The 22,550-nt window shown below is 45.2% G+C and carries 26 protein-coding genes; 24 read left to right on the forward strand and 2 right to left on the reverse strand.

The window, feature by feature from the left end:
* Positions 1-12 precede the first annotated feature (12 nt).
* The 23 genes from OW255_RS01710 to OW255_RS01820 all read left to right on the forward strand — a co-directional run bounded on the left by OW255_RS01710 (position 13) and on the right by OW255_RS01820 (position 18,957).
* Positions 13-309: a BMC domain-containing protein gene (locus OW255_RS01710; RefSeq protein WP_024837625.1), complete on the forward strand. Its 297-nt coding sequence runs from the start codon at positions 13-15 to the stop codon at positions 307-309.
* A 16-nt stretch (positions 310-325) separates the two neighbouring features.
* Complete coding sequence (locus OW255_RS01715) at positions 326-634, forward strand: BMC domain-containing protein (protein ID WP_024837624.1); 309 nt, start codon at positions 326-328, stop codon at positions 632-634.
* A 30-nt stretch (positions 635-664) separates the two neighbouring features.
* Positions 665-2,158 carry an aldehyde dehydrogenase family protein gene (locus OW255_RS01720; RefSeq protein ID WP_268115424.1) on the forward strand — a complete coding sequence of 498 codons (1,494 nt, stop codon included), beginning with the start codon at positions 665-667 and terminating at the stop codon, positions 2,156-2,158.
* Between the two features lie 21 nt (positions 2,159-2,179).
* Positions 2,180-4,726 (forward strand): choline trimethylamine-lyase, encoded by a 2,547-nt coding sequence (gene cutC, locus OW255_RS01725; protein WP_024837622.1) that lies wholly within the window; start codon positions 2,180-2,182, stop codon positions 4,724-4,726.
* 22 nt (positions 4,727-4,748) lie between these two features.
* A complete protein-coding gene (gene cutD / locus OW255_RS01730) occupies positions 4,749-5,702 on the forward strand; it encodes a choline TMA-lyase-activating enzyme (protein WP_024837621.1) in 954 nt (317 codons plus the stop codon).
* 25 nt (positions 5,703-5,727) lie between these two features.
* Positions 5,728-6,060 carry a BMC domain-containing protein gene (locus OW255_RS01735; RefSeq protein WP_034598571.1) on the forward strand — a complete coding sequence of 111 codons (333 nt, stop codon included), beginning with the start codon at positions 5,728-5,730 and terminating at the stop codon, positions 6,058-6,060.
* On the forward strand, positions 6,057-6,584 hold the full coding sequence (locus tag OW255_RS01740) for a EutP/PduV family microcompartment system protein (RefSeq protein ID WP_024837619.1): 528 nt from the start codon (positions 6,057-6,059) through the stop codon (positions 6,582-6,584). Before OW255_RS01735 ends, OW255_RS01740 begins: the two co-directional genes overlap by 4 nt.
* Position 6,585: 1 nt before the next feature.
* Complete coding sequence (locus tag OW255_RS01745) at positions 6,586-7,722, forward strand: 1-propanol dehydrogenase PduQ (protein ID WP_268115425.1); 1,137 nt, start codon at positions 6,586-6,588, stop codon at positions 7,720-7,722.
* Positions 7,722-8,354, forward strand: a complete 633-nt coding sequence (locus tag OW255_RS01750) for a hypothetical protein (protein ID WP_024837617.1) — start codon at positions 7,722-7,724, stop codon at positions 8,352-8,354. Before OW255_RS01745 ends, OW255_RS01750 begins: the two co-directional genes overlap by 1 nt.
* On the forward strand, positions 8,336-9,181 hold the full coding sequence (gene eutJ / locus OW255_RS01755) for an ethanolamine utilization protein EutJ (protein ID WP_024837616.1): 846 nt from the start codon (positions 8,336-8,338) through the stop codon (positions 9,179-9,181). Before OW255_RS01750 ends, eutJ begins: the two co-directional genes overlap by 19 nt.
* Positions 9,182-9,196: 15 nt before the next feature.
* Positions 9,197-9,502: a BMC domain-containing protein gene (locus OW255_RS01760; RefSeq protein WP_024837615.1), complete on the forward strand. Its 306-nt coding sequence runs from the start codon at positions 9,197-9,199 to the stop codon at positions 9,500-9,502.
* A complete protein-coding gene (locus tag OW255_RS01765; RefSeq protein ID WP_024837614.1) occupies positions 9,496-9,759 on the forward strand; it encodes a EutN/CcmL family microcompartment protein in 264 nt (87 codons plus the stop codon). Before OW255_RS01760 ends, OW255_RS01765 begins: the two co-directional genes overlap by 7 nt.
* Before the next feature lie 15 nt (positions 9,760-9,774).
* Positions 9,775-10,404 (forward strand): cupin domain-containing protein, encoded by a 630-nt coding sequence (locus tag OW255_RS01770; protein ID WP_024837613.1) that lies wholly within the window; start codon positions 9,775-9,777, stop codon positions 10,402-10,404.
* Between the two features lie 8 nt (positions 10,405-10,412).
* Entirely contained in the window at positions 10,413-11,015 is a 603-nt protein-coding gene (locus OW255_RS01775; RefSeq protein WP_331485738.1) for a BMC domain-containing protein, read from the forward strand.
* 26 nt (positions 11,016-11,041) lie between these two features.
* A complete protein-coding gene (locus OW255_RS01780; protein WP_024837611.1) occupies positions 11,042-12,589 on the forward strand; it encodes an acetaldehyde dehydrogenase (acetylating) in 1,548 nt (515 codons plus the stop codon).
* A 24-nt stretch (positions 12,590-12,613) separates the two neighbouring features.
* Entirely contained in the window at positions 12,614-13,249 is a 636-nt protein-coding gene (locus OW255_RS01785) for a phosphate propanoyltransferase (RefSeq protein WP_024837610.1), read from the forward strand.
* Between the two features lie 45 nt (positions 13,250-13,294).
* The gene (gene eutM, locus OW255_RS01790; RefSeq protein ID WP_268115426.1) at positions 13,295-13,579 is read left to right on the forward strand and encodes an ethanolamine utilization microcompartment protein EutM; all 285 of its coding nucleotides are present in this window, start codon (positions 13,295-13,297) and stop codon (positions 13,577-13,579) included.
* A gap of 206 nt (positions 13,580-13,785) precedes the next feature.
* The gene (locus tag OW255_RS01795; protein WP_268115427.1) at positions 13,786-14,400 is read left to right on the forward strand and encodes a MarR family winged helix-turn-helix transcriptional regulator; all 615 of its coding nucleotides are present in this window, start codon (positions 13,786-13,788) and stop codon (positions 14,398-14,400) included.
* A gap of 166 nt (positions 14,401-14,566) precedes the next feature.
* Positions 14,567-15,013, forward strand: coding sequence for a MarR family winged helix-turn-helix transcriptional regulator (locus OW255_RS01800; protein ID WP_268115428.1), 447 nt, complete (start codon positions 14,567-14,569; stop codon positions 15,011-15,013).
* 87 nt (positions 15,014-15,100) lie between these two features.
* Positions 15,101-16,525 (forward strand): MFS transporter, encoded by a 1,425-nt coding sequence (locus OW255_RS01805; protein WP_268115429.1) that lies wholly within the window; start codon positions 15,101-15,103, stop codon positions 16,523-16,525.
* Between the two features lie 123 nt (positions 16,526-16,648).
* Positions 16,649-17,041 (forward strand): ATP synthase subunit I, encoded by a 393-nt coding sequence (locus OW255_RS01810; protein WP_268115430.1) that lies wholly within the window; start codon positions 16,649-16,651, stop codon positions 17,039-17,041.
* 103 nt (positions 17,042-17,144) lie between these two features.
* Positions 17,145-18,065 (forward strand): sugar phosphate nucleotidyltransferase, encoded by a 921-nt coding sequence (locus OW255_RS01815; protein ID WP_268115431.1) that lies wholly within the window; start codon positions 17,145-17,147, stop codon positions 18,063-18,065.
* Positions 18,066-18,207: 142 nt separating this feature from the next.
* On the forward strand, positions 18,208-18,957 hold the full coding sequence (locus OW255_RS01820) for a hypothetical protein (RefSeq protein ID WP_268115432.1): 750 nt from the start codon (positions 18,208-18,210) through the stop codon (positions 18,955-18,957).
* Between the two features lie 92 nt (positions 18,958-19,049).
* Here the strand turns inward: OW255_RS01820 and OW255_RS01825 are convergent, their stop codons facing one another.
* Positions 19,050-19,817, reverse strand: a complete 768-nt coding sequence (locus OW255_RS01825) for an ABC transporter ATP-binding protein (RefSeq protein ID WP_268115433.1) — start codon at positions 19,815-19,817, stop codon at positions 19,050-19,052.
* Between the two features lies 1 nt (position 19,818).
* The gene (locus tag OW255_RS01830; RefSeq protein WP_331485741.1) at positions 19,819-20,922 is read right to left on the reverse strand and encodes a FecCD family ABC transporter permease; all 1,104 of its coding nucleotides are present in this window, start codon (positions 20,920-20,922) and stop codon (positions 19,819-19,821) included.
* Positions 20,923-21,180: 258 nt separating this feature from the next.
* On the opposite strand from OW255_RS01830, the gene OW255_RS01835 reads away from it, so the two are divergent.
* Positions 21,181-22,191 (forward strand): ABC transporter substrate-binding protein, encoded by a 1,011-nt coding sequence (locus tag OW255_RS01835; RefSeq protein ID WP_268115434.1) that lies wholly within the window; start codon positions 21,181-21,183, stop codon positions 22,189-22,191.
* Positions 22,192-22,550: the final 359 nt, after the last annotated feature.

The following is a 22,550-nucleotide window of genomic DNA, read 5'->3' on the forward strand; positions in this document are numbered from 1 at the left end:
GGTTTACTCAAGGTGAGATATTACGGAGATGAAGCCTTAGGGCTTGTGGAAACCGTCGGACTGGTTCCGGCACTGGAAGCTGCAGATAAGATGTTAAAGGCAGCAGATGTTGAATTGATTTCTTATGAAAATGTAGGCTCCACGTTAGTTACCATTATGGTAAAGGGTGATGTAGCAGCTGTTCGTTCTTCCGTAGATGCAGGCGCTGAAGCCGCCGCAGCCATCGGTAAGCTGACGGCAAAGAATGTTATGCCAAGACCAATCAAAGAGGTTGGTGACATTGTATCAGTTCATGATATAGACGCATAAGGAAAGGAAACAGTATATGGAAAGATATGAAGCCATAGGCGCAATTGAAACATTTGGTTTGGTATTCGTACTGGAAGCGGCTGATGCAATGTGTAAGGCAGCAGAAGTAGAACTGGTTGGATATGAGAACGTAGCTTCCGGCTATATCTCAGTTCTGGTACAGGGTGATGTAGGCGCCTGTAAGACTGCGGTAGAAGCAGGAATCAAAGCTGTTAATAATTTAGGAGCTGAGGTATATAGCTCTGTGGTCATCCCAAGACCTCATCCCGATCTTGCCAAGATCGTAAAGAGATACGCGATTCCCACAGCTTCTTCAGAGGAATAACAGACATCCCGAACGAAGGGAGATATGGAAATGAGTTTTATAGATAAAGACCTGCTCTCCATTCAGGAGGCCAGGATTTTAATGGAAAGCGCACGAGAAGCCAGAGAAAGCATGCTTACCTTCCCCCAAGAGAAGCTTGATCATATCGTAGGTGTCCTTGCTATGGCTGCTAAGGAAATGGCAGAGGAGCTGGCGGTCATGTCCGCAGAAGAAACCGGATATGGACGCTGGCAGGATAAATTTGTGAAGAACACATTTATCTGTGAAACTCTTCCAAAACAGCTTGATCCAATGACCTGTGTCGGAATTCTTAACGAAGACCATGAGTTAAAGACCATGGATATCGGTGTTCCGGTAGGTGTCATTGCGGCCTTAACGCCAGCAGTGAGCCCGGTTTCCACAGCGATTTATAATGTGCTCATCGCTGTGAAATCGGGAAACCCAATCGTGATTGCTCCCCATGAAAGAGCAAAAAAAGTAACCGGAAGGCTCCTTAACCGGTTGCAGGAGGCAGGCAAGTCCTGCGGCCTGCCGGAAGGTGCCATCGGATATTTAAAAACAGTAACAACAGCAGGTGCACTGGAGCTGATTCACCACCCGGCAGCGGCAATGGTGATCAATACCGGAGTGCCGGAGCTTTGCAAAAAGGCAGCGGAAAGCGGAAAGCCTTACATCTACGGCGGAACAGGCAATGGTCCTGTATTTATCGAACGGTCCGCTGATGTAAGACAGGCCGTGGCAGATATTATCACCAGCCGTACCTTTGATTATGGAATCGTATCTGCGGCAGAGCAGTATATGGTCGTGGACAGCGTAATCGCAGCAGATGTAAAAGCAGAGATGGTAAGGAATCATGCCTATTTCATGAACAGCGAGGAAGAAAAGATGTTAATCGATCTTCTCTGGCTGGAAAGTGGAACGGCAGATACCGAGATCATGGGAAGACCGGCGGACTGGCTAGCCAGACGAGCAGGTTTTGAAGTACCTGATTCTACCACGGTTTTAGTTTCTGAACAGAAGTATATTTCAGAAAGAAACCCATTTGCAAAAGAACTTCTCTGTCCGGTACTTGCTTATTACATTGAGCACGACTGGATGCATGCCTGCGAGAAATGCATGAGCCTTCTGGTCAATGAAAGCCACGGTCACACCCTGGTGATCCATTCCAGAGACGAGGAAGTAATCCGCCAGTTCGCATGTAAAAAACCAGTCGGAAGAGTTCTTGTGAACACACCGGCTACCCTTGGAAGTATGGGAGCAACAACGAATCTGTTCCCGGCTATGACCTTAGGAAGCATCACGTCAGGTGCAGGAATGACTGCAGATAATGTCTCCCCCATGAACTTCATATACGTCCGTAAGGTAGGATATGGAGTCCGCAAAGCTGAGGAATTCCTAAAGCTGACGAATCGGGCTGACAAAGGGTATGTTGCCGTTCCCGAAGGAAAAAACGGTGCGGAAGATGCTAAGGCTCTGTTAAAGCAGATCTTAGAGGCACTGTCCAAAGAACTGGACGAGAAATAACAGAAAGAGAGGGAAATCGTATTGGATATTCGTGAATTTTCTAATAAATTTGTAGAAGCGACCAAGAACATGTCTCCAGAAGAGAGAGCTTCTCTCATGAAGATGTTCGAAAGCGTTTCTGATGAGATCAACAAAAAGGAGTCCGCTCCTAAGAGTAATTATGTAAATGTTGAGGAGGGTACTGAGATCCCTGACGGCATCACTGCAAGACTTCAGAAATTAAAAGAGAACTACTTAACACATAAGCCAACCATCACAACACACCGTGCTCGTGCCATCACTAAGATTGCAAAAGAGAACCCTGGTATGCCTAAGATCATGCTTCGTGCAAAATGCTTCCGCTACTGCTGCGAAACTGCTCCTCTTGTGATCCAGGATAACGAGCTGATCGTTGGTGCTCCTAACGGCGCTCCTCGTGCAGGTGCATTCTCTCCTGATATCGCATGGAGATGGATGGTAGATGAGATTGATACCATTGGTTCCCGTCCTCAGGATCCTTTCTACATCTCTGATGAAGATAAGAAGATCATGAAGGAAGAGCTGTTCCCATACTGGGAAGGCAAATCTGTTGATGAGTATTGTGAAGATCAGTACCGTGAAGCTGGTGTTTGGGAATTATCCGGTGAATCTTTCGTATCTGACTGTTCCTACCACGCAATCAACGGCGGCGGCGATTCAAACCCTGGTTACGACGTAATCTTAATGAAGAAGGGCATGCTGGATATTCAGCAGGAAGCAAAGGATCATTTAAAAGAACTGGATTATCAGAATCCGGATGATATTGAGAAGATCTACTTCTATAAGTCCATCATCGATACCACAGAAGGCGTTATGATTTACGCAAAGAGACTTTCTGACTATGCAAAAGAGCTTGCAGACAAAGAAACAAATCCAAAGCGTAAGGCTGAGCTTTACAAGATTTCTGAAGTAAATGCTTATGTTCCGGCTCACAAGCCAAGAACTTACTGGGAAGCTATCCAATCTGTATGGACCATCGAATCCCTTCTTGTAGTAGAAGAGAACCAGACCGGTATGTCCATCGGACGTGTAGACCAGTACATGTACGAATTCTACAAAGACGATATCCAGTCCGGCCGTATGAACGATTTCCAGGCATTCGAGCTTTCTGGATGTATGCTTATTAAGATGTCTGAGATGATGTGGATCACCAGCGAGGGCGGTTCCAAATTCTTCGCAGGATATCAGCCATTCGTAAATATGTGCGTCGGCGGAGTTACCAGAAGCGGACAGGATGCGACTAATGAATTAACCTACCTGTTAATGGATGCAGTTCGTCACGTAAAGATTTATCAGCCATCTTTAGCTTGCCGTATCCACAATAAGTCCCCGAAGAAGTACTTAAAGAAAATCGTAGATGTTGTTCGTTCCGGTATGGGCTTCCCAGCTTGTCACTTTGACGATGCACACATCAAGATGATGCTTGCTAAGGGCGTTACCATTGAAGATGCACGTGACTACTGTCTTATGGGCTGTGTAGAGCCTCAGAAGTCCGGTCGTTTATACCAGTGGACCTCAACTGCTTATACTCAGTGGCCAATCTGTATCGAGCTTGTTTTAAACAAGGGTGTTCCGTTATGGTATGGCAAGCAGGTTTGCCCGGATATGGGTGACCTAAACAGCTTTAAGACCTATGAAGAATTTGAGGCAGCAGTAAAAGAAGAGATTAAGTACATCACAAAATGGTCTTCTGTAGCTACTGTAATTTCTCAGCGTATCCACAGAGAATTAGCACCAAAGCCATTAATGTCCATCATGTACGAAGGATGTATGGAAAAGGCAAAAGACGTATCTGCCGGCGGCGCTATGTATAACTTTGGACCTGGTGTTGTATGGTCTGGTCTTGCAACTTATGCAGATTCCATGGCAGCAATCAAAAAGCTGGTATTCGATGAGAAGAAATACACACTTCAGCAGTTAAATGAAGCATTAAAGGCTGACTTTGTAGGATACGATCAGATCCGCACCGATTGCTTAAATGCTCCAAAATACGGAAACGACGATGATTATGCAGATTTAATTGCAGCTGATCTGGTTGACTTTACCGAGCATGAGCACAGAAAATATAAAACATTATACTCTGTGTTAAGCCACGGAACCTTATCCATTTCAAACAACACTCCATTCGGACAGCTGACTGGTGCATCTGCAAACGGACGTAATGCATGGCTTCCTCTTTCTGACGGTATCAGCCCAACTCAGGGTGCCGACTTTAAGGGACCGACAGCTATCATCAAATCCGTATCCAAGATGTCTAATGACAGCATGAACATTGGTATGGTACACAACTTTAAGATTATGGCAGGACTTCTTGATACTCCAGAAGGAGAAGAGAGCTTAATCGCACTTCTTCGTACTGCTTGTATGTTCGGAAACGGTGAGATGCAGTTCAACTATCTGGATAACAACACCTTAATCGAGGCTCAAAAGCATCCAGAACTGTATCGTGACTTAATCGTACGTGTTGCCGGCTACAGCGCATTCTTCGTTGAGCTTTGCAAGGACGTACAGGACGAGATCATCAGCAGAACCATGCTCACACATTTCTAATAGGAAACGGAGATTAATCACTATGGACCATGGAAATACAGGAGAGATTGAACGTAAGGCGCTAATCTTTAATGTGCAGAAGTACAATATGTATGACGGGCCGGGTATCAGAACTCTGGTGTTCTTTAAAGGCTGTCCGCTCCGGTGTAAATGGTGTGCCAACCCGGAAGGGCTGGAACGGAAATTCCAGGTGATGTATAAAAGAAATTCCTGTGTAGACTGCGGGGCGTGCACGAAAGTGTGCCCCGTAGGAATCCATGTGATATCCAACGAGACCGGTAAGCATGAAATTGTGCGGGAAAAGGATTGCATCGGCTGTATGGAATGTACAAAGGTCTGTCCCAACGCGGCGCTTAACATTGCTGGAGAGGTGAAAACCATTTCAGAGCTGCTTAAGATCGTGGAAGAGGATGTAGGATTTTACGACATTTCAGGCGGAGGGGTAACCCTTGGCGGCGGTGAAGTGACCGCCCAGCCGGAGGCAGCCTTAAACCTTTTAATGGCCTGTAAGCGGGAAGGAATCAATACAGCGATTGAAACCTGCGGTTATACAAAAACGGAAACAATATTAAAGATTGCAGAGTATGTGGATTTATTCCTCTTTGATATCAAGCATATGGATCCGGTAAAGCACAACGAGCTGGTAGGAGTGAGCAATGAGCTGATTCTTACTAACATTAAGGAACTGCTCCACCGCCGCTATAACGTTAAGGTGCGTATGCCGATGTTAAAGGGAATCAACGACAGCAAAGAAGAAATAGATGCGGTTATCAAGTTTTTGATGCCGTTCCGTGATGATAAGAATTTTAAGGGAATTGATCTCCTTCCTTACCACAAGCTGGGAGTGAATAAATACAATCAGCTGGATAAGGAATACCCGATTGAAGGTGATCCAAGCTTAAGCGCGGAGGATTTAGACCGGATTGAAGGCTGGATGAAAGAATATCAGTTCCCGGTTACTGTAGTGAAGCACTAGGAAAGGGGAAAACGTCGTGGTAGAGATGCAGCAGCGTGTCATAGAAGAATCCGTTCCGGGCAAACAGGTGACCATTGCCCATGTCATCGCATCCCCCATTGGGGAGGTATATGAATGCCTGGGCATTGATGAACTTGGAGCCATTGGAATTCTCACCTTATCTCCCTTTGAGACATCCATCATTGCTGCGGATATTGCAGCAAAGGCAGCGGATGTGCAGGTGGGATTTTTAGACCGGTTTACCGGATCTGTCATCATTGCAGGCGACGTGGATAGTGTGGAAACTGCTTTAACTGCGGTATGCGTAACGTTGGAACGTGTACTTGGTTACACCGTGCCACCGGTCACAAAGACATGAGAAAGAAGAGAATCATGATCATTGGGCCAGGCGGCAGCGGGAAAACCTCACTGGCTAATGTTCTAAACGGCATAGACGAGCCCGCGAGGCGGACCCAAAACATGGTATATGGGAAAATGACCCTGGATGTCCCGGGTGTCTACCTAGAAAGTCCCTGGATGCATAAGCATATTATTGCTGCCGCTCAGGATGCCTCCCATGTACTGATGCTGGTAGACCAGTCTTCATGCCGGGAAAGCTACCCGCCGGGATTTGCGAAAGCGTTCCGGGTACCGGTGATTGGAGTCATTACCGGAAACGGAGATAAGCCTGAAAATGACGGCTGGTGTATCCGTCAGTTAAGAAAAACAGGGGTTTTGGAACCCTACTGCCACATAAATCTAAAGGAACGAACCGGTCTTTTAGAGGTAATGGAAGCGTTAGGGCTCAGTCCGGAGAGCACGGACAAATCGAATGAAACACCCAGGGGTATCCCTGTATGCCCAATGAAACAGGGCAAATACAATGAAAGGAGGGAAATGTAACGTGGAGCAATTTGTAATGAACACAAAGGTTTATATGGGATCCTCCTGTCTTGATCAGATAAAGGAACTGCCGGTGAATAAGGCTTATATCATCTGTGACCCCTTTATGGCCCAGTCAGGAAAGGTAAGCATGATTACAGACTTATTAACGGAAAAAGGAAGCAGCTTTGAAGTGTTTTCTGAGGTAGTGCCGGATCCTACCATTGAAGTGGTATCAAGGGCAATTGGAAACATGCAAAGCTTCGGACCTGATGCCATCATCGCTCTCGGCGGTGGATCTGCCATTGATACAGCCAAGGCAGCCAGCCACATCTATACACAGATGGGCAATGCAAAGCTTTATCTGGTAGCGGTTCCAACAACCAGCGGTACCGGAAGTGAAGTGACTAACTTCTCAGTCATCTCAGATCCAGAGGCACAGGCAAAATACCCGCTTCGTTCTGACAGTATGGTGCCGGATGCAGCATTTTTAGATCCGCGCTTTACCGTATCGGTTCCGCCTCATATTACGGCAGATACCGGAATGGATGTACTGACTCATGCACTGGAAGCTTATGCTTCTACCAGCGCAGGTGATTTTACAGATGCATTTGCGGAAAAAGCAGTGAAGCTGGTTTGGGGCTATCTTGCACGTACCGTAGAAGAAGGAAGCGACTTAGAAGCCAGAACTCATATGCACAACGCATCCTGTCTGGCAGGTGTTGCCTTTAACGGAGCAGGCCTTGGACTTTGCCATAGTATGGCACATGCCCTTGGAGCTAAATTCCATATTCCTCACGGAAGAAGCAATGCAATTTTACTTCCTCATATCATCAGCTTTAATGCTGGTCTTGAAGACGCAGGAGAATACGAAGCGTGCAAGCGCTATATGGCGATTGCCAACATGCTTGGTATCGCAGCCGGAACAGATAAAGCCACGGTACACGGCCTGGTGCGTCATATAAAGAATCTTATGAATAAAATTAAGATTCCGCAGCAGATCACGGAATTAAACATTAATCGTGACGAGTTTTTACAGGCTGTAGAGGAAATGGCAGAAAAGGCGCTTCATGATAACTGCACATTAACGAACCCAAGAGTTCCGACAGCAGAAGATATCGCAAATATCTATCGCAAATTGTGTAAGGGGGGATTTTAATGAAATTCATAACAGAAGATGATTTAAGAATTTTGTTTCGCAGAGAACCCTTTACCTCTTATGATCTTCAAGGGGGGACAAGACTTACACCAGGAGCCAGACAATTTCTGGTAGATAAGAAAATCTCCTTTAGTGACGATCCTATGTCGGTAAAAAGAAAACCATTTAAGCTGGAAGAGAAAAAGGAAGAGGTAAAAGTGCAGGAAGCTAACATGCCAAGTGCACCAAGCGGAATGCTTGAGCTTAAGACAAAAACTCTTCAGGCCCAGTTTTTGGAAGTCGGACTTGTGCTTATGGAACGGGATGTACTTCTGGCACAACAGGTATTTGATCTGGAACGGAAGCTATCGGACGTGGGGAAAGAAAGCGCCGGAGAAGACAATACCATAAAGGTCTGCACAGGCTTTCATAAAGATAATATAAACGAATCCTTTTCAGACTGTTTTGATATTACAGGCTTTCATGCCCAGTCTGAAAAGGGAAAAGAGATTGTTATGCTTCACCGTCTGCGCTGCTGTGTAAGAGAATTATCAGCAGAAGCGGGAGACAATCGGTTTAACCCGGTCATTAACCGCTTATCACAGCTCATCTGTTTAGAATATGGAGGAAAAGCATGTCAAAGAAAGCAATAACATTTGATAGCTGCAATGAACTGGTCAGCCAGTTTGAAGCAGTGGTAAAGCATCCCGTTAAGGGAAGCTCCTCTGTTTACTATACGGGAGTGGATTTAGGAACAGCGTGTGTCGTACTGGCTGTGCTTGATGAAAACTTTAAGCCAGTTGCCGGTGCGTACCGGTATGCAGATGTGGTCCGTGACGGTATGGTAGTCGATTATATCGGTGCCATCCGCCTGGTCAGAGAGCTTAAGGCAGAACTTGAGGAGAAGCTGGACACCGAGCTGCTTTATGCGGCTGCAGCAATCCCTCCGGGAACGGACTCTCTGGACGGGGGAGCCATTAAGAATGTGGTACAGGGTGCGGGATTTGAAATCACTGCCCTTCTTGATGAGCCTACGGCGGCAAATGCAGTATTAAAGATTGAAAACGGAGCCGTGGTGGATATCGGCGGCGGTACCACAGGTATCTCCATCTTAAAGGATGGTAAAGTGGTATATGTAGCTGATGAACCTACTGGCGGAACCCATTTCTCCCTGGTGATATCCGGAGCCTATAATATGAGCTTTCAGGAAGCGGACGTTTATAAGCGCGAGGAGAAACACCACAAGGAGCTGCTTCCGGTATTAAAGCCGGTGGTTGAAAAAGTGGCCTCCATCATTAAGCAGCACATCGAAGGTCATGACGTAGATGAGATCTACCTGGTAGGTGGAACCTGCTGTCTGACTGGAATCGAAGGAATCATAGAAAAACAGACGGGAATCAGGACAAGAAAGCCTGAGAACCCAATGTTTGTAACTCCTCTTGGAATCGCATTCTCCTGTACACAGGAGGAAATGGCATAAAAAGGAAGTGGACGTATGGAATACCGGATCATTAAATCACCGTCAAAAGGAACCATTGATATTTTAAACCGAAGAAAAGGCTCCGGCTCTTCAACCCCCATCGGGCCGGTGGACGCTGTTGGGCTGATTCAGGGGCGTATCATTGAGATGGTCTGTGCTGCCGATGTGGCGGAAAAGGCTGTCGGCGTAACGGTGGAAGATATCAGGGGAAGCTGCCCACAGAACATGATTATGCTGGCGATTTTTGGGGATACGGCATCGGTAGAGGCAGCGATGGAAGAAATCAAACAAAGAGAGAAGAGAGGGACCATGGAATGGTAGCAGCAAGACTGATCGACAACATTTGGGCAACCAGAAAAGCCGACTCCTTAAACGGTTATAAATTCATGCTTGCTGAGATCATCGGAGGTACCAGGGAAGGCGAGCGGCTGATCGTAGCAGATATCATCAGTGCAGGTATCGGAGACCGTGTCATCGTATCTACCGGCTCTTCTGCCAGACGCATGCTGGGAAATGATGAGATTCCCATCGATGCTGTAGTAATTGGAATCATAGATGAGGATTGCCAATTTATATAGAAGGGAAGTGATCATATGAAGCAGTTGATTTGTGCAAAAGATGTAGAGATGCTCCATGCAGAAGGCAAAAAAGTATTTCACATGGAATGCGGAAGCATCATCACTCCATCTGCAAAGGATGCAGCAGATGCTTATGGAATCACCTTCTGTGACAAAGCAGAAGAAAAGCCACAGGTTCAGCCATCACTTGCAGGTATGGACATTGACAGCGAGAAAATTTATATGGTACTGAAGACACTGATGGAACGAGGAATGTTAAATGACATTTTAAAGCCATATGAGTCAGAAAGCCATGGAAACGGTCTTAAAGTAGTTCGTGGAAGCTCCGTTAAAATGGATGTATTTGACACAGGGGATCCTAACGTAAAAGCTTACTACCAGGAGTTAGTAAGCAAGGAAGAATCCAAAATCAGTGCAGGATTTCTTGTCATCGACCATTCAGAATTTGAATGGGAGCTGACATACGAAGAAATCGATTATGTCATTGAAGGAACACTTACTGTGACGATCGACGGAAAGACTTACACAGCCAAAGCTGGAGACGTGCTTTTCGTACCGTCAGGATCTAAAGTGATCTGGGGTTCCCCGGATAAGGCGAGAGTATTCTACGCAACCTATCCGGCCAACTGGGCAGATCTGGTTTAAGGAGGTAAATGATGCAGGCACTTGGCTTTATAGAAACAAAAGGTCTGCTGACTGCCATTGAGGCCGCCGATGCCATGTTAAAGGCAGCAGATGTGTCTCTATTGGAAAGAACTACAGTCGGCGGAGGTCTTATCTCTGTAACAGTAACTGGTGATGTGGCAGCAGTAAAAGCAGCGGTAGACGCAGGAGCGGCAGCGGTAGAACGTATCGATGCAGCGTCCCTGATCACACGCCATGTGATTCCAAGACCCCATGAAGAGCTTGTGGCGGTCATTGGCGGAGGAACTCCGGACGAGCCTGATGATGAACCAGTGCCGGCACCGGCGCAGGAGCCAGAAATCCAGGCAGAGCCATTAGTAGCAGTGACAGAAGAAGAATCTTCCTGTGAGACCGATACGGTAGATACGATCAAGAGAGAAACCGTTGATACATGGATGAAGCAGGATGGTTTTTTAGAGACCATGAAGATACTTGAAGATATGAAGGTAACAGAGCTTAGGACGCTTGCCCGTGAATATCCGGAATTCAGCATAGCTGGACGAGAGATTTCAAAGGCAAATAAAACCCTGCTGCTGGAAGAATTCGGGAAGTATTATGGACAAAATGATTAAGATTTTTAGAAAAGGAGAACCGGAACATGGAAAATTTTGATTATGATTTACGTTCCATCCAAGAAGCAAGGGATTTAGCAAGAAGCGGAGAAGCAGCAGCAAAAGCAATTGCAAAATATACAGATGCACAGATTGATGCAATCTTAAGAAGTATGGCAAAAGCAGGAGAGGAGCATGCGCTCTGTCTCGGCGAAATGGCAGCAGAAGAAACTGGATTTGGTAAGGCAGCAGATAAGGCATATAAGAACCATGCAGCTTCCACTCTTCTTTACGAGCAGATCAAGGATATGAAGACAACAGGAATTCTTTCCGAAGATCATGCAACAGGAACCATTGAGGTAGCTGAGCCGGTAGGTCTTATTATGGGTATTGTACCTTCTACAAACCCAACCTCAACTGTATTCTTTAAATCCATGACAGCAATCAAGTCAGGAAATGCAATTGTATTTTCCCCACATCCATCAGCAGCAAAATGTACCTTAAAAGCAGCTGAAGTGATGCGTGATGCAGCAATCGCAGCTGGCGCTCCAGAAGGAATCATCGGCTGTGTGACCATGCCATCTATGGGCTCCACCAATGAACTGATGAAGTGCAAAGAAGTTGCTATCATCATCGCAACTGGCGGTCCTGGAATGGTTAAGGCAGCTTACAGTGCAGGAAAGCCAGCCATCGGCGTAGGCGCAGGAAACTCTCCAGCTTACATCGAGAAGACTGCAAATGTAAAAGAAGCTGTTAAAACAATCATCGCCAGCAAGACATTTGACTACGGTACCATCTGTGCTTCTGAGCAGTCTATCATCTGCGAGGAAAGCAACCACGCAGAAGTGGTTTCAGAGTTAAAGGCTCAGGGCGGATACTTTATGACAAAAGAAGAGACAGACAAGGTTTGCAATCTGTTATTTAAGAACGGACATAACATGAATGCAAAATTTGTAGGACGTTCTCCTCAGGTTATCGCTGCAGCAGCTGGAATCCAGATTCCAGAAGGAACCAAAGTTTTAATCGGTAAGCAGGAAGGCGTAGGAGAAGGTTATCCGTTATCTTACGAGAAACTGACAACCGTACTTGCTTTCTATACCGTTAAGGATTGGGAAGAAGCTTGTGGACTGAGCATCCGTCTGTTACAGAACGGTATCGGACATACCATGAGCATTCATACTCAGGACCGTGACAAGGTAATCAAGTTTGCAGCTAAGCCAGCTTCCAGAATCCTTGTAAACACTGGCGGAAGCCAGGGCGGAACTGGAATCAGCACAGGTCTTCCAATTTCCTTTACTTTAGGATGCGGTACCTGCGGCGGAAGCTCTGTTTCTGAGAACGTTAGTCCAAAGCACTTAATCAACATCAAAACAGTAGCTTACGGATTAAAGGACTGTGCAACCATCGTAGAAAATGATCCTACTTTCACATGGAAGAATGGAAGCACAAAGACAGCTTGCAGTCCATCTGATTTTGTATCTTCTTTTGAGAAAAAGGAAACAGCTCAGGCAGCATCCTGTCAGAGTGGTTGTGATGACAATGAAAAGTTAGCAGCTCTTGTAAAAGAGATCGTGTTAGCGATGAAGGGTCAGTAAACACAACTGGGAAAGGAAAGTATCATGGATAAATACGAAGCAGTCATTCAGCTTTTAATGGAAGCAGTAAAATCAGATTCCGGAAAAGATGACTTCAAAATACCAGTAGGTGTTTCCAATCGTCACGTACATCTGTCCCAGGAAGATTTAGAGGCTCTTTTTGGTAAGGGATATGAGCTTACCAACATGAAAGAGTTATCCCAGCCAGGACAGTTTGCCTGCAAGGAAACACTGACCATCTGCGGCCCTAAGGGTGCCATTGAGAAGGTTCGTATCTTAGGACCGGTCAGAAAGCAGACTCAGGTGGAGATTCTGGCAGCCGACAGCTTTAAGCTTGGTAAAAAGGCTCAGCCAAAGATGTCCGGTGAATTATCCGGAACACCAGGAATCACACTGGTGGGACCGAAAGGTTCTGTTGAAACAAAAGAAGGCGTTATCGTTGCCCAGAGACATATTCATATGAGCCCATCCGATGCGCTGAAATTCGGCGTACACGACGGACAGGAAGTAAGCATTAAGACAGAAGGAATCCGTGGAGGCATCTTTGATCATGTTGCCATCCGCGTAACCGATACTTCAAGCCTTGAATGCCATTTAGACACTGAGGAAGCCAACGCTATGGGCCTTGGCGGCTCCGCAACTGTCACCATTGTTAAATAAGTGAACCAATAAAAATTTATATATATAATCAGGAGGATTAATAATATGAAATACGATGCATTAGGAATGATTGAGACTAAAGGTTTAATTGGATCTATCGAAGCAGCAGACGCTATGGTTAAAGCAGCAAACGTTACTTTAATCGGTAAGGAATTCGTAGGTGGCGGCCTTGTTACTGTTATGGTAAGAGGCGATGTAGGTGCTGTTAAGGCAGCTACAGATGCAGGTGCAGCAGCAGCTCAGCGTGTAGGCGAGCTGGTTTCCGTACACGTAATTCCTCGTCCACACGCAGAAGTGGAAACAATTCTTCCAGCAACAAAAGAGATTTAATTACAGCTTCCTAAGAGGTCTGGCTTTCTCCGTATATCGGAGGGAGCCAGACCTCTTTTCTGGTATATTGGAGAAATCATATGATTCCACAGGCATCTTGATTTAAGAAATATCATAAGGTACCTTAATATTTTCCTTGACAATATACAAAAGCTGATTTAGTATATAAATTATAAGGTACCTTAGTAATGAAAGGAGAACAAATTATGGAGACAAATACATCTGAAAAGCTATTGCAACAAATTCGAAATTGTACCAATCTGGTTCACAGACTGATTCACCGGGAACACCATACTATGAATTCAGGAATCATGGGAAGTGGTATGGGACGCGGACAAGGACTTGTCCTTCGTATGCTTGCGGAACATGATGGCATGACTCAGTCAGAGATTGCTGAGAAGCTTGATATCCGTCCTTCTTCCCTTGGAGAACTTGTGATGAAGCTTGTTGAAAACGGCTTTGTGGAACGCCGGCAAAATGAGAAAGATAAACGGGTCATCAATGTTTATCTCACAGAGAAGGGACGGGAGATGGAAGGCCAGTTTATAAATAAGAGGCAGCAGTCAGCCAAATCGTGGTGCGCCGGGTTGTCAGAAGATGAGAAGGAACAGCTTTCAGGGCTGTTGGGTAAACTGATCTCTTCTATGGAAGAATCAATGTCAAAGGACGAGGCCGGATTTTCAAGTCAGGATATGCCCTTTGGTCATGGACATATGGGTATGGGCCATGATGAGCGTTCACGCCATGACCTGCATTCCCGAGGTGGTCATTTTGGAAAACGGTGCGGTGGTCATGGAAATGATTGGCGGAATGGATTATAAGTTCATTACTGTTCGTGTATTCCATTATGAGAGGTCGAGGTCGTCAGAGGAACTCGATCTCAGACCTTTTGTTGACAATTGATGGGACAGTAGATATAATTAGATAGAATTCTAATTAATTACGGGTTTCATTAAAAAAATGTGAGCGAAGAGGCTGGTGATATATATGGATACACACATGAATAACAACAGTTATGAATTTTATTTAAGATCAATCGTACATGCCATGAAGCAAATGCTGGACAATAAGCTTCTACCTTATGACATCACCAATCAGCAGGCACGCTTGCTGGGTGACTTAGATCAACGGCTTAGAAGAGAGGAAGAAATTGTTCAAAAGGACTTGGAACGTTCCATGAAATTAAGAGGGCCGTCTATTACCAGCCTGTTGCAGGGGTTAGAGCGGAAAGGATTTATTTCACGCAGCACAGGAAACGAAGATGGTCGGACAAAACAGGTAGATATCACTGAAAAAGGAAGAGCGCTGATCGAAGAGGTTGAAAGCTCTTTTAAAGAATTAGAACAGCTCCTTGTAGAAGGAATGTCAGAGGAAGAGAAAACAGCCTATTTACGCTTTCTCCGGATATCTTTTCATAATTTAAAAATAGAGTAATGGTTGTCAATAAAAGCTTGATACTATTGCTTGGCAAATTAGATAGAATTCTATTTAATAGAATTCTAATTAAAGGAGGATTATCGTATGGATCAAACAAATTCAATTAAAAAACAAGCCGATCCATCTCGGCTCACACTACGGCTGAGACTCATATTGGCTGTTGTAATTATTGCAGATATTCTGGATCTCATGGACTCAAACATCACCAATATCGCAGCACCCTCCATTGTTCAAAACATTGGAGGAGGCGAGTCTCTGATCAAATGGCTTGGTGCAAGTTATGCTTTAGCAATGGGCGTGCTGCTGGTCATTGGCGGACGCCTGGGGGACCGTTATGGGAAACGGCGAATGTTTCTGATTGGCATAACAGGATTTACGTTGGCTTCGGCGTTTTGCGGTTTATCTGTCAATCCGTCCATGCTGATTGCAGGGAGGCTGGTACAAGGGGGCTTTGGTGCTCTGCTCATTCCCCAAGGTATGAGCATCTTAATGTCCTCATTTACCCGGGAACAGTTTCCACGTGCGGTCAGCGCTTTTGGACCGGTTATGAGTCTCTCCTCTGTGATTGGCCCTATTTTAGCAGGATTTATTATTCAGGCGAACATCGGCGGGCTTGACTGGCGCCCGGTGTTCCTCATCAACATCGTTCTTGGTCTGGTGGGCTTTGTTGCTGCGGTTAAGTTATTGCCTCATGACCAGCCTGACTCCAATGAAAAGCTGGATGGCATCGGTACTGCTCTATTGGGAGTATCAATGTTCGGTCTGATCTTTGGCTTAAATGAGGGCTCAACGGCTGGCTGGACCATTCTGCCAATTGCCAGTCTCATAACAGGTGGCGTGATGCTTGTGGCCTTTTCACTCCGTCAGCGTAACGCTGAAAATCCCCTGATTAAACCTTCGCTTTTTAAGAATAAAGGATTCACCTCCGGATTAGTATTGGGTCTCGGTTTTTTTGCAGCAGTAAATGGCCTGGCTTATGTTATTTCCTTGTTCTTTCAGCTGGTTCTTCATCTTACTCCCTATGAGGCAGCGCTTGGTCTATGCCCAATGGCAATCGGCATTGTGATCTCCTCCATGGTCTGCCGGCCACTGTTAACAAGGCTTGGACGTACCGTTATTGTCATGGGGCTTGCTGCCACACTGATAGGCGCTCTCGGTCTCTGGCTTACCGTCTTAATCAAAGGAATGGCCGATACGGCTTTACTGACAGCTCCTGCCATCTTAGTGATCGGTGCAGGTATGGGCGCTTGCTTCAGCAGCATTTATGAAGTGGCTCTCGGCGATATCGAGCATGACGAAGCAGGCAGCGCAAGTGGTTCTCTAAGTGCCGTACAGCAATTAGCAGCGGCAATGGGTTCTGCCGTAGTAACTACGATTTTCTTTCATCTTCAGACTACCGTTGGAGATATTGGAGCCATGGAGACCAGTATTTTAATTGTAGCAGGAATTGTTTGCATTTGCCTTGGGCTTGTTTGGTTTATGCCGAGGTCGGCGCCTTCAGAAGAGTAAGGAGGAAAGGAAATCCTTTTTCATGGACAAATTTCACCCCATTGGGTATAATATCAGTTGCATGTACTCAAACCGTATGCTTTAAACTGCGGTTTTATGGCATCGGAAAGCAGGAGGCATTTTATGATAAAAGAGGACAAGAAGCTGACTCTTGAGGTTGCAGCAGGAATCGGGATTTTTACAGGAGCAGCCTTGCTTTTAGCACTGATTATTTATCCCCGTCCGTCTGTATTTGCAGGACTTTTGTTAGGGATGGTCTTATCCCTGGCTATGTTTTTTTCCATGGCGGCAGTGGTTAAGCTTTGTTTAAAGACCCAGAGCAAAAAGTTTACCGTCATGTTCACTGCCACAAGCTCACTGGCCCGTTATATGATACTGTTTGCTGTCCTTTTAGTGGTAGTAAGGAAGTATTCGGACCTGTTTCAACCCATAGCGGTTGTAATTGGTATGTTTGGGGTCAAGGCTGGGGCGTTTATGCAGCCGCTGATTCACCGAATGATTCAGAAGAATAAGTAGAAAGTAATCCCAGAATCTGGATAAAAAGCCGTATGTTATAGATGAATACAGTAATTTGTGGTATACTATATGGCAGATAAAACAGAACAGGGAGAAGATATACATGAAATCAACGTCATTAGTTATTATGGCTGCTGGTATTGGAAGCCGGTTCGGGGGTGGAATCAAGCAGCTGGAGCCTGTAGGGCCAAATGGTGAGATTATTATGGATTATTCCATTCACGATGCACTGGAAGCTGGGTTTAATAAGATTGTGTTCATTATCCGTAAGGACATAGAACACGATTTTAAAGAGATTATCGGTAAAAGGATCGAAAAGGTAGCACCTGTTTTCTATGCGTATCAGGAGCTTTATGATCTTCCCCAGGGATTTACAAAGCCAGCAGAACGGACAAAGCCATGGGGGACTGGTCAGGCCATCTTATGTGCCAAAGAGGTGATTCATGAACCATTTGCAGTCATTAATGCAGACGATTACTACGGAAAAGAAGGTTTTGTTAAGATTCATGATTATCTGGTAAACCACATGGATACAGAGGCCACCCCTTATGATATCTGTATGGCCGGATTTGTCCTTGGCAACACCTTAAGTGAAAATGGTGGAGTGACCCGTGGAATATGTCAGGTAGACGAAAACGGAATCTTAAAGGAAGTGACCGAAACATATGAGCTTCAAAGAAGCGGGGAAGAAGCAAAAGGAAGAAGGGATGGAGGAGAAACAGTCCTTATTCCTCTGACCCAGAATGTTTCCATGAATATGTGGGGACTTTCACCAGAGTTTTTAGAGGAGCTTAAAAGAGGTTTTCCAGTCTTTTTAAATGAAGTGAAAGAAGGAGATATAAAGTCTGAATATCTGCTTCCTAAAATCATTGACAAGCTTGTCCAGAATCATGAAGCAAAGGTACGTGTTCTTGAAACAAAGGACCGATGGTTCGGTGTTACCTATAAGGAAGACAAAGAAGCAGTTGCGTCATCGATTAAAGCCCTGATTTCGGAAGGAGTTTACAAGACTCCATTGTTTTAAGTAAACAAGGAACGAAGAAAGATGTATTTCTGATGATTGGAAAGATCAGGAATATATCTTTTTTTTGTTAAAAAGCTCACTTTCACATCCCGGGAAGCATACTATGTGATGTATAAGTTTATAGCAGGGAGTGAGAACAACCGTGCCCAATAACTCGGATTATACTTATGGTGACGATATGGGACAGATGGGGCAGGATATGATATCCGGCGACATAATCCCTGACGGGGGTCCCTTAGAAAGCAAGGATTTCATTGTACAGGATTTGGAATACTTGCAGGGAATGTACCCAGGATACATGAAACGTCTGCAGGAGTACGTGGTTTCTGCATGTGATCATCTGGATTATAAGAACAGTCCAATGTACGACGAATATCCGGACCGTATATTAATTAACCAGATTTGTGATTCCATATGCAGCCAGATTCTTAACGATGGCATTCTATCAGAGGAGGAGCCAGAAGCAGGCAGTGAAGCCCCTGATTCCTTTCAATCTACGGTAGAAATTGAAGAATGGGGAGAGGAAGCAGAAGAACTTGAACGGCTCACAAAGCAAAATAACTCCTCCTGGGGTCCGAATCCACCTTGGGGGCCACCCTGGGGACCGAATCCGGGGCCAAAACGTCCCTGGGGTCCATGGGGCCCGCCTCCTGGCCCGAAAAACCCCTGGGGTCCATGGGGCCCGCCACCAGGAAAGAACCCTGGCTGTGGAAATCCATGGGGACCGCCATGTGGTAAGCCCTGGGGACCAAATCAACCCTGGGGCCCACCGTGGGGACCAAACTGGGGACCTCCAGGACCGAAGAATAATCGGTGGTTAACCGATGTGGTTTCCGTCCTGCTGGTCAATGAGATGCATCGCAGAAGATGCGCATCAGGTCGTTGTAGATAATATAAAAAGGTGTGTTTCCCTCTAACTTAAGTTAGTGATGAAACACACCTTTTTATATGCTAGAAATAGCCCCTATATACGCACCGTAATTCTCAGGAAAATGGCATATAGGCAATGCCAAGCTCCCCGGTCACGGGGTTCGTATAGATTTCACAGGAAACATCATATACCTCACGAATCAGCTTGCTGGTCAAAAGCTCCTTTGGCGTGCCCTGGGCCATAAGCTTACCTTGCTTCATGACATAGAGATAATCACAGTACTCCGCAGCGAGCTCCAGATCATGAAGGGCAGCAAGGGTGCCGATATTCATTTGCTTTACAATGGATAAGATCTGAAGCTGATATTTAATATCCAGATGATTGGTGGGCTCATCCATTACAAGAAAGGAAGGCTGTTGTGCAATGGCACGTGCCAGGATCACACGCTGCTTTTCACCGCCGGATAAGGTGAGATAGCTCCTGTCCTCATATCCGGTCAGACTGACTTTATTAAGGGCTTCCCTCACGATCTTATAATCTTCCTCGGTATCCCGTTCCATAAACTTTTTATGGGGAGTCCGGCCCATTAAAACCATTTCCTCTACGGTAAAATCAAAGCTTAAATCATTAAACTGACCAACAACACCCATAATACGGGAGACTGACAGAGGTTCTGAATTCAGTACGTCCAAATCGCCTAAGTAAATGTTTCCTTTTTTTGGTTTAATGACCTTATAAATGCTCTTAAGCAGTGTAGATTTCCCGCATCCATTGGGTCCTATTAAACCTACAAACTGTTTGTTTTTCACTTTAATCGAAATATCGTTTACAATATCCGTATTTGCCAATGTAACGATCATATTTTCTGCTCTAAGTTCCATCTTATTTACCTCCAAAGCCATAGCCCTTTTTCATCAGCATATACAAAAACATGGGAGCCCCGATCATGGATGTAATAATTCCAATGGGCAGCTCACTCTGAGGGATCAGGGTACGTGCCAAAATGTCGGCCCAGATTAAAAAGAGAGAACCGAATAAAATAGATACCGGAACCAGTCTTTTGTGGTCGGATCCCATGACACCTCTTACAATATGGGGAATGATCAGTCCTACAAAACCGATGGTACCGCAGCTGGCAACGATAATTCCCGTAACGAATGCAGAAACCAGCATGAAGATGCGAAGATACCGATTTAGGGAGATTCCCAGGGTAACAGCCGCTTCACTTCCCAGCAGCATGGTATTAAGAATCCTGGACTGGGTTAAGAAGAATAAGGAGGAAACGCAGATACTGACTGCCACCAAAGGCAGCTTATCCCATGTCGCAGATGCTATGCTTCCCATGGTCCAGAACGTAACTGTTTTAATGCCTTCTGAGTTATTGGCAAAATAAACAATAAAGTTAGAAAAGGAATTACAGAGTGCATTGATGACCATGCCCGCAAGTACAAGCTTCACTGAGGTAACCTTGCCCTTTACATTTGCAATGGCAAGCACCAAAAGTGCAGCTCCAAATGCCCCTAAAAAGGCCCAAATGGCAACTCCCATCTGTCCCAGGACTCCAGGAATACTAAAGCCCAGCATAATGGCAAATGTTGCGCCTAATGCGCCTCCAGAGGAAATGCCCAGGATATAAGGATCTGCCAGAGGGTTTTGTACGGATGCCTGAATGACCACGCCGCACAGGGAAAGTCCGGCGCCGATAAGCATGGACATCAAGGCCCGGGGCATACGGATATGCCAGATAATATCGGCAAAGGACGCCTGGGAAAGTCCATCCAATGAGCCAAGTCTCATACCAGAGCTCTTATAAAGCAAAATACGAAAGGTATCACCGAGTGAGATGTTAACCTGTCCGATGGAAACCGAACAGCCAATGGAAAATACTATAAAAACAATCAGGAAGATGATCAACATGACAAATGACTTTTGTTGAACTCTTCCCTTATTACGTAAACCTGCTGTAAGACTATTTTGTGACTTCATGCTTATAACTCCTTAGTAATTGGTGCATTCTGTTTTATAATGGTTAGCTGAATCTAACCAAAGTTCAATATAACATACTCAAATACGGCTGTCAATAAAAAGGACGACTCTGGGACCGGGGGGGTATGACAGAAAACTTTTTAGAACTGGTTGACAAATTGTCTCTTTCCATTGTATATTTGATAAGTTAGACATAACTAACCTATAATCCACTTAAAAGGAGAGATACCATTGAATTTCACTTGGAAAAAACAACTTATGGGCATTTCGATGCTTGCACTTATGACCGCAGGAGTGGCAGGATGCGCCTCCAAAGCCCCCTCTGCCAATAAAGAAAATGAAACTGCAAAGGAACAGAGCTCTGATTCCTCAGCCTATCCCTTAACCATATCCAATTATAGAATAAGTGATGGCGTGTGGTCACCAAAGGACCAGGTATTTAAGGCTGCCCCCACCCGTGTGGTGGCGAACAATCAGTCCACAGCAGAACTGTTGATTCGCCTGGGTCTTACAGATTCCATGGTGGGTGTAGCTGCTCTTTATGGGTCTACGGAAGAAGATATCAAGGAAGAATTTTCTAAAATTCCCGTGCTCAATGAAAAATATGTAGGAAAAGAGATAACCCTTGGTGCAAATCCAGATCTTGTCATGGGACGAGGTGACCTGTTTGCAGATTCAGAATGGGGCGTGGGTACGGTTGATGAGTTGAATTCATTAGGTGTCAATACGTATATTTTTAATACCTGTCAAAAGGGAGCTAAAATTGACGCATTGTTTAAAGACATTGATGAGATAGGAAAGATCTTTCATGCAGAAGATAAAGCTGCCGCCTTTGCAGACAGCCTTCATACCAGAATAAGCCAGCTGGAAACGAAGATGAAAGAGGTGGAGCCCCTTAAATACGGCTATATATCCTACAGCGATGGCACAATTGCTACCTATGCTGGAACCACTGATACCTATCAAAACGATGCCCTCAATATCATAAAGCTGGATAACGCGTTTAAAGATGCGTCCGGTGAAATTACCCTGGAGCAGCTTGTTTCCACCAATCCTGATATACTTCTCATCTCCCGCTATGCCGGCGGCCCTGATGCGGAGGAATCCGTTGCTTCCATTTATGAAATGCCTGCATTACAATCACTTTCAGCAGTGAAAAACCGCCAGATTTATATCATAGACTTCAGTCACTTCTGGGGATACAGCTACCAGATTTTAGATGGTGTGGAGCAGCTTGCCAAAGAAATGCATCCGGATCTGATGAAATAAAGTCGATGGAAAAGATTCCATGTAAATATCCACAATTCTGTTCTGCGGATGCAGATAGACGATAGAAGCTTACTAAGAATCAGTGTGTAATAGCAATTGATCCAGCCATATCATACAGATAACACATAAATACGTCTTGTGACGGAGTTTCAGATTGGAGTTTACCTCAAAAGGAGGTCACCTGATTTAGAAGCCGTTCAAGACGTATTTTTTAACTATTTCCCCCAACTTCTATCATAATCAGTCCGTTCAGCCCTTTCCTTTATTCCCCGCCATTCCTTAAACATTCTCTTATCGTCCTAAAAGTCTCTGGATTTACGAATGTTTAAGAAAGTTTTCATTGTAGTTTTGGTTATAAT

Origin of the sequence: Lacrimispora xylanolytica (genome assembly GCF_026723765.1) — a bacterium.
GTDB lineage: Bacteria > Bacillota > Clostridia > Lachnospirales > Lachnospiraceae > Lacrimispora > Lacrimispora xylanolytica.